The sequence below is a fragment of the Streptomyces sp. NPDC107500 genome, assembly GCF_055582785.1.
The window spans coordinates 887,203-901,856 of sequence record NZ_JBVJPF010000002.1; the positions used below are offsets into that span (position 1 = coordinate 887,203).

Below are 14,654 nucleotides of genomic sequence, written 5' to 3' on the forward strand. Positions count from 1 at the left end.
ATCGACGGTACTTTTCGCGTTCCCGAGCCTCGGCCCCGGGCATCAGACTGCCTGCCTCGGAGATCGAAGTCAGCCTCATATAGCAGGCCTTTTGTGATCTCCGGATCCAGGGCCTCGGCCAGACACCTGGACGTAGCCGCGGCAACTGCGCTCGGTCCAGTGTCCGCCTCAGGTATCGCTTCGGGGCGGGAGCAGCGGCGCCAGGAAGCGACTCGGTTCTCCGTGCCAGGTGATGGCAAGGGCGTCACGGGCGCGGGTGGCCGCGACGAAGAGCAGCGAGCGCGCCCGGTGCAGCTCTCGCCGATGGCGGCTCGGGTCGGTGTGCTCCCACGTGTCCACGGAGGCGCGGGGGACGAGGCCCTCGGCCACCCCGGCGATGATCAGGCAGCGGTACTCCAGCCCCTTGAAGCGGTACATGGTGCCGATGTGGACGCCCTGATCGCCGCGCGGCCCGTCCTGTGTGATCTCGGTCGGGGTGATGCCGCGCCGGGCGAGGCGTTCGGCGAGCTGGGTGACCATGTCGTTGGTCGGGACGCAGATCGCCGTGGACTCGCGGGGCACGTCGTGCCAGGCCCGCAGCTGTTCCACGACGAGGTCCATCTCCTCGTCCCAGCTCCGCGCACCGCGCAACGACGGAGCCGGGCCGTGCAGGACCGAGCGGTACCCAGCGAGGGTGTCGCTGTCACCGTCCAGGTCGTCGTAGTCGGCGTCGCCCAGCACCCGGATCGCGTCGCGGAGGATCTCCCGGGTTGTGCGATAGCTGAGGGTCAGCCGGGAGGACCGGCCCCGGATGTGGACACCGAGGCTGCCGAGGGTGACCTGGTTGTCGTAGATCCGCTGGTGCGTGTCGCCCACGAGGAAGATGTCGTCGGCCTCGGACGGCGCCATGGCGCGCAGCATCTTCCAGTGGGCGGCGCTGAGGTCCTGGGCCTCGTCGACCACGATGTGCCGGTACCGGTGGCGCAGCCGGGCGCCGGAACCGGCCTCGACGTGGAGGTTGTCCAGGCCGCCCCGGTCGTCGCGTTCCTGTGACCGCTCGTCGATCCTGGCCTTGCGGGTCATCTCCAGCCGCGCCGCCCGTTCGGCGACCTGGCGGTGGGTCTCCAGCCCCTTGGTCTCCAGCCGTTGCGTGAAGCGTTCGGCGAGTTGCCAGATGCCGGCGCGCTCGGCGCGGGTGACGCTGCGCCCCCTGCCGGCGCGCCGGACGGTGAAGTAGTCGCTCCGGGAGGCCACGGCCTGGCCGAGGATGACCTGGTTCCATTCGTCGCTGAGGAACTCGGCGCTCCAGCGGGTCTCTCCCGCCTCCACCAGCAGGTCTCGCCACTCGCGGAGCGCCGCCGTGTCGTCGATGCGCCGCTTGGCGTTGCCCGGGTCGGCCTCGCTGACGATGCGGGTGGCGAGTTGGTCGACGTGTGCGATGTCGACCCTGGCCAGTACGTCGGGTCCGCCGAGGGAGAGGAGCCGGGAGCGGAGGTCGGCGGCAAGGTTCCGGTTGAACGTGGTGAACAGGACAGGCTTGGTGTGGCCGGGCGGGAGCTGTCGCACCAGATGGCAGACACGGTGGAGGGCGACGATGGTCTTGCCCGTTCCCGGGCCGCCACCGACCCGGGCCGGGCCGGAGTAGCGCCGGTGGACCAGCTTCTCCTGGGTAGGGTGGAGGAAGATCTTCCAGCGCCCGAAGTCGCCCTCCTCCAGGATGCTCTGCAGGAATTCGTCGTCGGTGATCGCCACGGTCTGTGAGCGGTCGACGGCTGCCTGCCAGTCGGCGGCGTCGAGGTTGCGCTCCGGCTCTTCGACCGCGACGGGCGCGGTGACCTCGTCCATGACCGTTTCGTAGGAAGCACCGTCGCGCAGCCGGAGGAGGACCTCCCCGGTGTGGCGGGGTGCGTACTCGACGAGGCCGAGCAGTTCGTCGTCCGTGGTGAGTTTCCGGACGATGGGGATGAGCGGTTCGGCGACGCCGAGATCGGCGAGCTGCTCGTCGGTGTAGGCCCCGAAGAGGGGTTTTTCCGGCTGCTCCAGCCCTTCCGGCTCCTCCAGCCCTTCCGGCTCCTCCGACGGCTTCGGACGGGCCGGTTCCGCAGCGGGCACGGGCGTCGGAGCCGGGACCGGAGCGGCGGGCGGGGTGAGTCCGCGGCGCAGCACGCTCTCCTCGACGACCTGGAGGTCGACGTATTCGATGGCGCCGGTGATGTGGTTGATGCCGTAGTTGAGCCGGTCCAGGTTCTTGTGGACGTGGCTGCGGTGCTTGACCGAGACGAGCAGCCAGTCGTCGCCGCCGAGGCGGATCATCAGGGCCCGCCACTCGCGGTTGACACGTGCCGACCAGAGACGGTCGTGGCCTTCCAGCTGCTTGAGGTCGAAGCCGCCGGCGTCGGGGTTGCGGCGGAAGTCGTGCTGGAACTTGTAGAACGCCCCGAGGACTGCGCGGTCCAGTTTGACGATCTCCTTGTCGGCCTTGTCCAGCAGGCGCAGCGTCACGCCCGTCCTCGGCGCGCCGGTGACCGTCATCGCTCGTTCTCCTCGTGGTGGTGCGTTGCTCTGTCCGCGTCCCGGCCGGCCAGCGCGGCGAGTTCGTCGACGTCCCATTCCGCCGCGGTACGGACCTGCCAGCCCACGTCCCGGTATGCCCGGTCCCGTTGCTCAGCGTCAATGTCGCGTCGGGTGGCGGGGTCTGGTCGGTGCGCGAGGACGATGCCCACGCGGGGGCCGGGCCAGGCGAGTTCGGCGGGCCAGGCTGCCGTTCCCAGTTCGTAGCCGGCCTCCGGGGCGGGCAGGCCCCGGTCGGCGAGGGCCCTGGCGAGGGCGGGCAGGCCGGGCTCGTCGACGAGGTACTCGATGACTTCGTCCCAGGCGGGGTCGCGCACGGCGGCCGGAGCCTCCTCGGCGCCCTGCCCCTCCGCGACCGGCTGCCGCCCGAGGGCCGACTGCGATCCGACGGTCGGCTGCCGTCCATCCGGAACGGGTTGCTGCCGGTGCCGCCGTGAGCTGAGCCATCCGGCGCCGCCGGTGACCGCCAGCTCGGCCGGGTCGAACCCGGGGAGCATGGTGGTCGTGAGCTGGACCCCGTCGCCCTCCCCCGCGTCGAGGAACTGGAGCAGGTTGCTCCAGTAGAGCCACGCCTGCCAGCGTCTGCGGTGGGCGGCCTCGTCGGCGTCGACCGTGTCCGTGCTGTCGTCGAGGACGGTCAGCGCCGTCCAGGCGGCCGCGCTCTGGCCCCCGCGCAGGTCGAGCGCGATGGTGAGCGGGCACCCCGAGGCGTCCCGCGTCGCCATGACCTGGACGGCGCCCTGTCCCTGTGCCAGCCGGTGACCGTGCAGCGCCTCGCTGATCCTGAGCCCGGTCTCCTTGCCTGCGGCCAGGGCCCTGCTGGTCGCCGACACGGCGGCGAAGCCCGCGAGGGCGCTCTGGGTGCGGCGCCGCCAGGCGTCCGGGTCGGGGTCGGTGAGGTAGCCGATCAGCGTCTCGACCGGGTTGGCCCACACCAGCCTCGGCAGGTCGCGGGTGTCTCCGGCGTGCATGCGCCGGTGGACGTCCATGGCCGTCTTCTGCGCGGTGTTCGGGTACGGCTTCCACGGGGGGTCGGCCCGGGGCGTGGTCCGGCCGGTCCAGGTCTGTACGTCGTCCCAGGTGAGCTGGAAGACCTGCCAGCCTTCCGCGCGCAGCCGGGTGCGCTTGACGGCGTCGGCCTCGGCGGTGAGGTGCTCGGGGCTCGCGTGGTAGCGGTAGCCGTCGAGGTAGACGGCGACCCGGCGGTCGTCGTCGGTGCTGCGGAAGACCACGTCCGGCCGGGTGAAGTCGAGCGGGGTCTGGGTTTCCATCTGCCAGCCGCGGACGGTGCCGTCGGGTGCCGTGAAGCGCAGTGTCGTGTCCCGGGTGCCGTCGGCCGTGAGAGCGGTGCGGACGCTGACGTCGTCCACCCGCTCGGCCCATTCGAGCAGCCCGCGCCGGAAGAGTGCCTCCAGCTCGCTCTCCACCTGGTGCACCAGGGTGATGTCTCGGGTGGTGGCGACCGGTCCGACGCTCCAGTGGTCCGCGGTGCGGCCGAAGAGGTCGCCGAGCATGTCGAGGGCGTGCTCGCGGGAGACGAGTTCGTACTCGCCGTCGGTGACGTGCCGCAACAGGCAGCGGTGGCACGCGGACCGGCCCTGGCCCACGCACACGCACGTCTCGATCACCTGCCGGGCGTCGTGCAGGACACCCTTGAGACCGTCCCGGCCGGCGAGGCGATGCAGGTAGCCGGTGCCGCCGGGGAGCGTGTCGTACAGGACGAGGAAGTGGCGGCGGAGCGGGGTCTCACCGCGTTCCTCGGGCATGGAGTCGGTGACGACCGCGAGGTGGTCGGGGTCGCCGCCGTAGCTGCGGGCGATGCCGGCCAGCAGCAGCGCCTTGAAGGACGCGAGCCGTTCTCGGGTGTGCGCGGTGACGGCGGGGATGAGGACGCGCAGTGCGTCGGTGCGCAGTTCGTGGGCGAGCAGCACCCGCTCGCCGCGTCGTACGGCGTCGGCTCCGGCGCGCCGTCTGGGACACCACGGCCGGTGGTACTTGGCGTGTGCCGACGCGTCACCGGCGTCGTGCGCGGCGGGTCCGCCGTCCGGGTCGGCGTAGCCGCACGCGTCGCAGACCCAGAAGGGGTTGAGGCGGACCTCCTGTCCGGCGAAGGCGGTGTCCGCGCCGCCGTCCACGCGGGCGGCGCCGACGTTGAGATGCCGGACGTGCGCCTGCCGGGTGAACTCCCAGCCGAAGGTGGCGTGTTCGTGCTTCCAGGCCTGTTCGATGTCGTCGGCGTCGATGTCGACGGCGGGAACGACGGTGTAGTGGCGCCGCTCCCGTTCGTCGCTGTCGTCGCGGACGCGGACGTCGTCGCGTTCGTCCCGGGAGGTGACGCGGCGCGGCACGAGCACCTTGTGCAGGCAGCCGACGTCGCCGATGGCCGCGGACCGGCAGCGAGGGCAGGGGGACGCGTCGTCCTCGGCGAGGTGGGTGCGGACGTGGCCGCAGTCGGGGCACACGCGCCACCAGAGCCAGGCCGGGCGGCCGGGCCCGCCGATGTCTACTCCGGTGACGCGGTGCTTGTAGCCCTGGACGTAGTAGTGGTTGCCGGGCGCGAACTCGGTGAGGGCGAGGCGGGCGGGGCGGCTGTGGCGGAGGGTCTTGCTGTGGTTCTCGCGGCCGCCGTCGGCCGTCTTCTCGGTCCAGGTGAGGGTGGCCTCCAGTTCGGTGGCCGAGTCGATGAGGCTGTAGTTCGGCAGCAGGCCGAGGTCGACCAGGGCACCGTGCGCGGTGGTGCGGCTGATCTCCCGGGAGAGGCGGCCCACCTCCCGTCGCTCGGCGCGCAGTTCGCGTCCCTGCCGTGCGTGGTCGGGGTCACCGGCGACGAGCAGCCCGTGCGCCCGGTCGATGGCCTCGGTGCGGCGCTGGAGGTCCGCGCGACGCTCCTCCCAGCGCTTGCACGCGGCGTCCAGGGCACCGGCCAGTCCCTCCTTGCCTGGATCGGTGGCGTAAACGGTGAGGGCGGTACGGGCCTGCGGGCTGACGCCGATGCCGCGGCTCTCGTCGTACGGCGGGAACAGGCTCAGGAAGCCTCGCACGAGCCGTTCGCCGTCGGCCTGCGCGGCTTCGGCGAAGTCGGCCTGCCAGGCGGAAGCGCCGAACAGTTCCGTGGCCCGCCCGGGCAGCGGGCGCAGCGGTGTCCCGTCGGGGGCGGTCAGCCGTCCGGCGCCGGCGAGGTCGAGGAGGTAAGCGAGGTACTGGCGGCGCAGGATCTCGGCCGCGGACAGGTAGCAGCCGGGCGGCCGGACCTCCCCGGCGATCATGAGGCGGGGTTCTTCGAGGTAGTAGCGGTCGCGCGGCCCTCGGTCGACCATGGTGAGCAGGTAGGCGTTGCCGGTGGAGCGGCCCGCGCGGCCCACCCGCTGGATGTAGTTGGCCGGTCCCTTGGGCAGTGAGGCGAGGACGACCGCCGAGAGGTCGCCGATGTCGATGCCGAGTTCGAGGGTGGGGGTGCAGGACAGGACCTGCGGGTTGGCGTAGTGGACGCGGGTGCCGTCGCGGAAGGCCTTCTCGACCGCCTCGCGCCGGGCGCGGCTGAGGGTGCCGGTGTGTTCGGCGGTGTTGATGGTGAAGACGCCGGCTTCGCGGTACATGCGCCGGTAGAAGTCGTCTGTGTAGTCCCGTTGCCGCAGTCCGCTGTCCAGGTCGCGGCCGGTGCCGAGGGTGCCGCCGCAGCGGTAGCGGGGGCAGGGCTGCCCGTGCCACTGGCCGGCCAGGTCGGGGTGGATGGTCTGTTCCCAGAAGCAGCGCGGGCAGTGCGCGGTGGCGTCGGGCAGCGTGTCGTCGGCGAGTCTGCGTACCCGGATGTGGCCGGGCTGGAGTCCGTAGACGCGGGTGGCGCCGTCGAGCGCGGTGCGCGCGGAGACAACACCGGCCTCGGCGAGCGCGGGCAGCAGCCGGGTCAGGAAGGCGGCGGCGGCCTCCGGGCGCAGGCCGAGGGAGCGTACGGCCCAGTCCTGGTACCAGCCGAGCCGTCCGGTGAGGACGTCGAAGTCCTCGCTGCCCTGCTTGGGGCTGCCGAGCAGGAAGGCGGGCGCGGAGACTCCCCGGGGGAAGGCGGGCATTCCGTTCTCGCGTCCGCCCCAGATCGCCCATCGTCGGACCCCGGCCTGGTCCAGCCAGGGGTCCAGCCAGGCGTGCCGGACGGCGCCCCTGATCCGCATCCGCTCCAGCAGGCCCCGGACGAAGCCGATATGCCGGTCGTATCCGGGTACGGACCCGTCGGGCAGGGCGATCTCTCCCGGCGTGGTGAGGAGTGTCTCCCGTACGAGTTCCGCCACGGCGTCGGGGTCCGGGAGGGGCACGTCGGCGGCGACGGTGCGGGTCAGTTCCAGGGTGCGGCCCTGCCGGGAGCGCAGGCCGAACTCCATCACGGTGGCGAACGCCAGGCGCTGCGCGATCAGTTCCCAGGTGGCCCGGGAGCCGCGGCTGCGGCCGGAGAGCAGCGTGTCCACACCCCTGACCAGGTGCAGGTCGGGCGGGATGACGGCGGCCTGTACGGCCTTGCTGTCGACGACGTCCGCGATCAGGTCGGCGGCCAGGTCGTTCAGCGTGATCGGCTCGTCCTCGTCGATGCGGCTGGCGAGCAGGGCACGAAGCGAGAAGGTGTACGAGCGGCTGGCGACGTATCCGGCGCGGTGGGCGGCGTCCTGCACCGAGTCGTTGAAGAGGAGGGTCTTGTCCTCCCCCAGGTTCTTGTCGAGTTCGCCACCGGTGAAGAGCTGGGTGACGGCGGCGGCGGCGAGCGCGGCGAGGCCGGTGCCGAGGTAGCGGACGGAGTTGAAGGTGCGGCAGGCGGGGCACTGGTCGCGTTCGGCGGCCCGGTCGCCGTCGAGGTCGGCGTGGACGAACGCGGCGTTGTGGAGGGTGCGTGGCCGGCGCGGTCCCTCCCCGTCTGTCGGGGCGGTGAAGTCGGCGTCGGGTGACAGGGGCCGAAGCCGCCCGCCGTGGCCCTCCAGCACCATGACGGAGGGGCCGCCGCGCCGGCGTTCCGCCCCCGCCCCGAAGGCGGCCTCGTGTACCTCTCGCGGGGTCGCGGCGATCATGTTGCGCACCCGACGCTTGTCCCGGCCGACGGAGGCGCGGCGGATCTTCGTGGCGTTGAGGTCGAGCTCGGCGGGGTCGACCTCGGGCGAGTACGCGGCCCAGCCGGAGCGTCCGCACTCGCGGCAGAACACGGCCGGCAGGAACACCTCGGCGGGCGGCGGCGCGCTGTCGTCGGCCGGTACGGCGGCCTGCTCGGCGGCGTCGAGGGGTACGGCGGGTCCCTCCCCGTCGTACGGGGACGGCTGGGCGGCCGGGCCGGGGTCCCTGCGGGTCAGCCCACCGCCGGAGGTCACCCGTTCGTCGTCCCAGCGGAACTCGGCGCGGGCGGCGCTGATGCCCCGCAGCACACGGGAGACCGAGCGTACCCAGTGGTGGATCTCGATGGACAGCAGCGGCCGTCCGGGGTGGTCCGGGTCTCGGGCGTACGAGAGGAGGGCGATGTACCGGGCCAGGCCCTGGGCGGCGACCCGCGGCTGCTGCTGCACGGCCATGCCCCAGTGGTAGGCGTAGCGGGGCAGCACCTCGGTGATCTCGGCGATCGTCCTGGGCGTGCCGTCGAGGATCTCGAGGACGGCGGCGGTCAGCCGGTGCCGGCGCAGCACGGCCCCGAGATCCTCCGGGCTCGGCCCGCTTAGCCCGGTGAAGGCGGTGACGAGGTCGTCCATCGCGCCCGCGTCGCGGGTGGGGTCGCCGAGTCCGGCGACCTCTTGGGGCGAGGGGAACGGCAGGCTGAAGTCGCTCTCGCCGGTGAAGTCTTTGGTGGAGCGCCGGTCCTCCCCGACGACCGCGTCGGGCGGGAACGGCACGCCGAAGACCTGCTCGGCGACTTCCAGCATGCCGGGGCCGCTGCCGGGGCGGGCCGCCGCGCCCCGCGCCCCGCTGTCGGTGGCGCCGGTGCCGTTCTCGCCGAGGGTGGCCGACGTGGCGACGGGGCAGACCGGCCCCAGTGGCCGTCCGGGTTCGGCGAGCGCGGTGACCGAGCCGAGGCGGCGCAGCAGCATGGCGACGTCCGTGCCCTGGGCGCCGTCGTAGGTGTGGAACTCGTCGAGGACGACGTAGGCGAGCGCCGAGTCCTGCCACAGCCGCTGGTCCTCGGGCCGTTGCAGGAGCAGGTCGAGCATCTTGTAGTTGGTGATCAGGATGTCCGGCATGGTCCGCCGGATCTCGTCCCGGTCCACGGTGATCGCCGGATTGGCCTGCTTGAACTCCTGGGACGGCCGGTCCCCGATGTAGAGCCCGGCGCCCACCCCGGCCTCCCGCAGACGGGTGTCCTTCGGGTCGTTCAGCCGCTTGCCGATGCGGTGGGCCTGGTCGGTGGCCAGCGCGTTCATCGGGTACAGCAGGATCGCCTTGACGCCCTCCTGCCCGGCCAGCCGCTGGCGGTAGCAGTGGTCGAGGATCGGGACCAGGAACGACTCGGTCTTGCCGGATCCGGTGCCGGTGGTGACGAGGGTGGGCCGGGCCGTGCCGTGCAGGGTAGACAGCCGCTCCCAGGCGGCTTCCTGGTGCCGGTACGGGGTCAGCTCGGGGTGCCAGGTCAGATGCCGCTTCCAGTCCGTGCCGACGGCGGTGCGGAAGGGGGTACGGACGCGGAGGTAGGGGCCGCGGAAGATGCCGTCCTCGGGGTCGCCCAGGAAGTTCTCCAGGGCGCGGCGGGTGCTCTCGTCGGCCAGCGCGTACGTCGTCGCGAGGTACTGGCTCAGGCTGGCCCGTACCTGGTCGGCGGCGAGAGTGGGACGCACGCGCGGTCCTCCTTGGTGCGGATGGTTCCGGCGGGCGGCCGGTCAGGGGGCTACGTTAGCCGGGGCGGCCGGGCGGGCTCCGGCCGCCTCAGCTGCCGAGCTTGTGTCCGATGTGGGCGATGTGCACCCTGCGGGTGGCCTTCAGGAACCGGAAGTGCAGCCGCCCCGCGCCGGGCGTGAAGCGCAGGTGGGTGTCGAAGTACTGCTGCGTGCCGTCGAGGTCGGTGAACTCGCAGTAGTCACGCTTGCGGGTCGGGTGTTCCGGTGTCACGAACGAACCCCACTGCGGCTCGTCGAGGCCGCCCGCGGCGTCCCAGAGCTGGATCGCGCGGTCCATCTCCGCGAGGCGCTTGCGGACCGGGTGGACCCAGTACTGTTTCAGGCCCCGCAGCTGCTCTTCGACGTGCGGCAGGAAAGACAGGTGAGGGAAGAGGTCCGGGCACTGTTCCCACAGCTCGGCTCCGGTGCGGATGCCGCTCAGGTTGTCGCGCAGTGCGGCCTGCGTCTCCTCTCGGATCCAGGGCAGGTGCGTGTCGACGTGCTCGCGGGTGGCGGCGTGCGGGACCTCGACCTCAGAGAACGCCGATCCGCCGTCCTCCTCGTCGAGGAGCTCTTCCCGTCGGAGGAAAACCCGGTCCGCGTTCCAGCGGGGCTCCAGCAGCAGGGACACACCGGCGCCGCCCATCAGGTGCGCGGCGCCGAGTCCGGTCACCGGTACGCCCTCGTGGCTGTAGGCGACGTCGGAGAAGGTCTCCCCGTCGGGGTAGACATCCTCGTGCGGGTACTTGGTCTGCATCAACAGCAGCCGCTGCCACAGCTCCTTGGCCCCCGGACTCCCGACCCACTTGGCGATGGGATGATCCTTCGCCAGCCGTAAGGCGTTCACGGGCTCCCGGGCTACCAGCACCGTGCCTGGCCGGTCCACCCTCGCGACCGCGACGATAGCCTTCACCAGCTCGGTCATGGCGCGGTTGACCCGGTCCGGGTCCGCCGTCGTCTCGCAGGACTTCTCGTTCAGGAACAGCTGCGGCACGTCTCCCCCTCCGCGATGGTGTGCGCTGCCCCGCCTCCCCAGGCGGGTGTGTCAGCCGATGAGCTGGTCGAGCGTGTTCTCCAGCTCGTCGAAGAACCCAGTGGGCCACTGGTCAAGCATGCCGTCCGAGTCGACCCGAGGGGTGACGACCTCCACGCCGGTTCCGTCGCCACGGAAGTAGTGGAAAACCGCCTGCGCAGGGGTGATCCGTCCCTGCTTGACGGCGAGCCGCACGCCGTTGATGACGTGGTCGCTGTGCGACTCCATGATCACTTGCGCACCCTGCGCGGCGGTCGCTGCGGCCAGCGTGGCCATCTGCGTCTGACCCTGCGGATGCAGGTGCGCCTCGGGGTTCTCCAGGAGCACCAGGGAGCCGGGACGGGCCGAGAGGCAGGCCACCACGATCGGCAGGACGTAGGTGAGGCCGAAGCCGACGTTGCTGGGACGGCGGCGCCGGGTGGGGCCGAGCGCGCCCTGGAAGCCGTACGAGAGGCGCACGGCGTCGGCGCCCTCGATGGCGTGCGCCTGGATGTCCACGCCCGGGCACAGGTCGCCCATCCAGGCGGTGGCCTGGTCGATCAGGAGGTCGGATACGGCCTTCGGGTGATGCAGGGGCCCCTCGGGCACCTCGTCCCGGGCGTGGTGACGCAGGAAGTTGACGGTGTGTTCGCCGCGTACGCCGAGGAAGCCGCGACCGATGACCGCGTAATGGTCGCGCGGGTAGAACTCGGCGGGCGAGATCCGGTCGGCGTGCAGGTACTGGAAGGGCGCGGTGAGGAACGAGGGAGCCACAGCCTCGGGCCCTATGGGCGCGGCGACTCCCTCCGAGGTGGACGGCAGGTCCACGTCCAACAGAGGCAGCAGGTTCTGCTCGAGTTCGTACCCGACGGTCCAGCCGTAGCGGTACGGTCCCTCGTCGACGCCGAGACCGATCCGCGCCTTGTCTCCCGCGAAGTCCTCGTGCAGTACGTCGTCCCCGGTGCCGAGGCCCACGAGTTCTCCGTTGAGCAGGAAGCCCTGGTTGGGGCGGTCCAGACGGAGGTCAGGGCTTTGTGCTTCAGGCCGGTGCCTGGAGATCTCCAGGCTGCCCGTCTCGTACGACTGGCGCAGCAGGGCGATCGACTGGAGGACGCTGCTCTTGCCGGACGAATTCAGTCCGGTGAGGAGGGTGAGGGGACCCAGGGGCAGTGACATGTCCTGGAACGCCTTGAAGTTGCGCAGTGTCAGTCGGTCGATCACTGTTCGGCCACCCCTCGGAACAGTCGTGCCACGTGCTGGAACCGGGTGCGGATCTTCACCGGGTCCCCGGTGCCCACGGAGATCGACCGGTCGAAGTCCCAGTCTCCCATGAGCTCGAAGAACCTGGAGCGCACCATCATTCGAGACGCTACCAGCCTGGCCCGCTCGTGATCGTCGAGAAGTGCCAGATGGACGGAGATCGTCTCGAACAATGCCTTGTTGATCGCGGGAGAACTGCGCTCCCCCCCACGCCACTTGCGGAACGCGTGCTGGTCAAAGAGTTCCCGCGCGCACCGCATGGCCACCCGGAACTCCCGTGCCAGTTGCTCCCGCCTCTCCTGCGTGAGGGCGTTGACGTCGTACATGGCGCTGGTGAGGAACTGGTCGAAATCCTTCGCCGTGTGCTCGGCCGGATTGCTCAGGCGGAAGGCGAGGAAGCGCAGCACCATCTCCCGGTCGGCCATCCGCTCGTTGGACACACTCCACCGCGTGGCCTCGCCGAACGCCGGGTCCTCGGCGAGGTCCGCGAGGTACTCCCGGACCACTCCCCGCACCAGCGCGTGCCTCAGCTCCTGCGGTGTCAGCGGCAGGCCCGTGGTGTTAATCCTGGAGAACACATTGTGCTTGACGGCCTCCGGGGTGCCCTGCTGCATGATGTGGACCGTCAACTGGGTCTCGCGCAGCCGGATCTTCAGCCGGCCGGTCAGGTCCTGGTACCTCTTGCCGTGGAAGTCGTGCAGGTAGTCCAAGCCGCGGAGGGTCAGGGGCCCCAGTCCGGTGAGCCCGGGCTCCATGAACCGCGCGATGGCGGTGAGCCGCTGCACTCCGTCCACCACGGCCCACTTGTCGTCGCCGTCCTGGGCCATGTGGAAGTTGGAGATCGGGATGCGCAGCAGCAGCGACTCGATCAGCCTGCTCTGGTCTCGGTCCTTCCAGACCCCGGCCCGGCGCTGGAAGTCCGGCGCCAGGTCGATCATGCCCTCCCGCAGCCGGGACAGCAGCAGGTCCACGGTGGTGGTCTCGGTGTGGATCTTGATGCTGTCGGGCCGGAACGGGGCGGAGATGCCGTCGGCGTCGGTGTAGCTCTCATCCTCCTCGTCGGTGGGCAGCTCCAGCTCCACACCGGTCGGGCGACCGTCGGCCCCGATCTCAAGGGGCGCGCCCAGCGGTAGGAAGAGCGCGTCCGGATCGTCGACGTCCGCCGCGACGGCGTACCCGCGGCTCCCCGCCGACCGGTCCCGTCCGACGCCCCGGCCGTCGGCACTGCCCTCCAGGTCCGCCATGCTCCCCGTCGCCCTCCGCAGCCGCCCGATGCCGTACCGGTCCAGCCTATAGACGGGCCTTCCCGCCTGTCAGCGCGACAGGTCCAGCTCGGCGACGACCGTCTTGCCGACCGAAACGCGATCGAGCACGTCCCAGCGGTCGGCGAGCGCCTCCACGAGGAGCATGCCCCGGCCGTTCTCCGAGAGCGGCCCCACTTCGGGGCGGACCGCGCCGGGTGCTGGGGGCCGGAGCTCGCCCCGGGTGTCGGAGACCTCGATGCGCAGGGTCCGGCCGAGGAGCTTGACGGTGACCTCGAAGTCACGGCCGGGCACCCGGCCGTGCGTGACGGCGTTGGCGGCGAGTTCCGCGACGAGCAGGGCAGCGGTGTCGGACGCCTCACTGCCGTGCGGGACGCCCCAGGTGTCGAGCTGGTGCAGGGCAAGCCGGCGGGCGAGGCGGGCTCCGCGCGGAGTGGAGCTGAACCGCTGGGTGAACACACGTACGGTGACGGGCGCCTGATAGGTCACGGGGGTGGGCGGTGGTGTCATGTGCCCAATCTGGCGGCGGGCTCGGGCGGCTCGCCAGCGCCGTCCCGCGTACGCAGAGTCAGCGTACGCACACATTTGGTGGACAGTACGTGTCACTCCGCGTGACGATGGAGCCGAGTCAGAAGCGGTACGGACGGTGACAGTGCGCGGGAGGTGGCCGACGGTGGCCTACGAATGTACGGACGGCGGTACGGGGGCGGGCGGCGCGGAACCGGGGGCGTCGGACAGTCTGCGCACCTTCGGCGCGGTCGTCCAGGCCCTGCGGGAGCACGCGGGCCTGAGCCGCGAGGAGTTTGGCGCCCTGGTCCGCTTCTCCAAACACACCGTCGCCTCGGTCGAGCAGGGCCGCCGGATGCCGGACCGGGACTTCGTGGAGCGCGCGGAGGAGGCCCTCGGCAACACGGGGGCACTGCGGAAGGCGGCGCCGCATCTGTCGCGGCAGGCGGGGCTGGCGAGCTGGTTCCGGCAGTGGGCTCGGCTGGAGGCTACGGCGATCAGCCTGTACACCTACGAGTGCCGGGTGGTGCCGGGTCTGTTGCAGACGGAGGCGTATGCGCGGGCGGTGTCGTTGAACGTGCCGCCGCTGCCCGACCCGGAGGAACTGGAGCAGCGGATCGCGGCGCGGATGGCTCGGCAGGAGCTGCTGGCGGTCACACGGAAGCCGCCGACCGCCTTCAGCTTCATCGTGGAGCAGGCGGTGCTGGAACGGTGGACGGGCGGGGAGGCGGTGACGCGGGGGCAGTTCGACCGGTTGCTGGGGGTGATCGAGGGGAACTGGAATGTGGAGTTTCAGGTGATGCCGCTGCGGCAGCCGTCGCATGCGGGGACGGACGGGCCGATGCGCCTGGCCGAGACACCGGACAACCAGTGGTTCGCCTACTCCGAAGGGCAGCAGAACGGACGGCTGATCGCCCATGCGAAAGAGATCAGTCTGCTCCAGCAGCGGTATGCGAAACTGCGCTCGCAGGCCTTGACCCCCGAGGACTCCTTGGGCCTGTTGAAGCGATTGCGAGGAGCGGTATGAGCACGTCCGACCTGGCCTGGTTCAAGAGCAGTTACAGCGGCTCGCAGGGTGACGACTGCATCGAGGTGGCGAACGGCATGCACGCGATCCACGTCCGGGACTCCAAGGACCAGCGGAGCCCCGAACTGGCCCTCTCCCCGGCCGCGTGGAGCGACTTCGTCTCCTACGCCGCCCAGAGCTGACCCTCACGCCCCGCGCCGGAACCG

The 14,654-nt window shown here is 71.3% G+C and carries 8 protein-coding genes; 2 read left to right on the forward strand and 6 right to left on the reverse strand.

Annotation, left to right across the window (positions count from 1 at the left end; translation table 11 throughout):
- Positions 1-168: 168 nt before the first annotated feature.
- The 6 genes from ACZ67M_RS10030 to ACZ67M_RS10055 form a co-directional block, all read right to left on the reverse strand.
- Positions 169-2,511, reverse strand: coding sequence for a UvrD-helicase domain-containing protein (locus ACZ67M_RS10030; RefSeq protein WP_469850382.1), 2,343 nt, complete (start codon positions 2,509-2,511; stop codon positions 169-171).
- Positions 2,508-9,341 (reverse strand): DEAD/DEAH box helicase, encoded by a 6,834-nt coding sequence (locus ACZ67M_RS10035; RefSeq protein WP_469850384.1) that lies wholly within the window; start codon positions 9,339-9,341, stop codon positions 2,508-2,510. The genes ACZ67M_RS10030 and ACZ67M_RS10035 overlap by 4 nt, the downstream gene beginning before the upstream one ends.
- An 88-nt stretch (positions 9,342-9,429) precedes the next feature.
- The gene (locus tag ACZ67M_RS10040) at positions 9,430-10,374 is read right to left on the reverse strand and encodes a hypothetical protein (RefSeq protein ID WP_469850386.1); all 945 of its coding nucleotides are present in this window, start codon (positions 10,372-10,374) and stop codon (positions 9,430-9,432) included.
- Between the two features lie 51 nt (positions 10,375-10,425).
- Positions 10,426-11,613, reverse strand: coding sequence for an AAA family ATPase (locus ACZ67M_RS10045; protein ID WP_469850387.1), 1,188 nt, complete (start codon positions 11,611-11,613; stop codon positions 10,426-10,428).
- Positions 11,610-12,896, reverse strand: a complete 1,287-nt coding sequence (locus ACZ67M_RS10050; protein ID WP_469850388.1) for a GmrSD restriction endonuclease domain-containing protein — start codon at positions 12,894-12,896, stop codon at positions 11,610-11,612. Before ACZ67M_RS10050 ends, ACZ67M_RS10045 begins: the two co-directional genes overlap by 4 nt.
- 69 nt (positions 12,897-12,965) lie before the next feature.
- Positions 12,966-13,424 (reverse strand): ATP-binding protein, encoded by a 459-nt coding sequence (locus ACZ67M_RS10055; RefSeq protein ID WP_469850390.1) that lies wholly within the window; start codon positions 13,422-13,424, stop codon positions 12,966-12,968.
- 163 nt (positions 13,425-13,587) lie between these two features.
- Between ACZ67M_RS10055 and ACZ67M_RS10060 the strand changes: the two genes are divergently transcribed.
- Complete coding sequence (locus tag ACZ67M_RS10060; protein ID WP_469850392.1) at positions 13,588-14,448, forward strand: helix-turn-helix domain-containing protein; 861 nt, start codon at positions 13,588-13,590, stop codon at positions 14,446-14,448.
- Positions 14,445-14,630 (forward strand): DUF397 domain-containing protein, encoded by a 186-nt coding sequence (locus ACZ67M_RS10065; protein WP_469850394.1) that lies wholly within the window; start codon positions 14,445-14,447, stop codon positions 14,628-14,630. Before ACZ67M_RS10060 ends, ACZ67M_RS10065 begins: the two co-directional genes overlap by 4 nt.
- Positions 14,631-14,654: the final 24 nt, after the last annotated feature.

Bases quoted from the DNA above. Each gene is read 5' to 3' on its own strand.
- ACZ67M_RS10030 (WP_469850382.1), bottom strand. From the start codon at position 2,511: ATGACGGTCACCGGCGCGCCGAGGACGGGCGTGACGCTGCGCCTGCTG.
- ACZ67M_RS10050 (WP_469850388.1), bottom strand. From the start codon at position 12,896: ATGGCGGACCTGGAGGGCAGTGCCGACGGCCGGGGCGTCGGACGGGAC.
- ACZ67M_RS10055 (WP_469850390.1), bottom strand. From the start codon at position 13,424: ATGACACCACCGCCCACCCCCGTGACCTATCAGGCGCCCGTCACCGTA.
- ACZ67M_RS10065 (WP_469850394.1), top strand. From the start codon at position 14,445: ATGAGCACGTCCGACCTGGCCTGGTTCAAGAGCAGTTACAGCGGCTCG.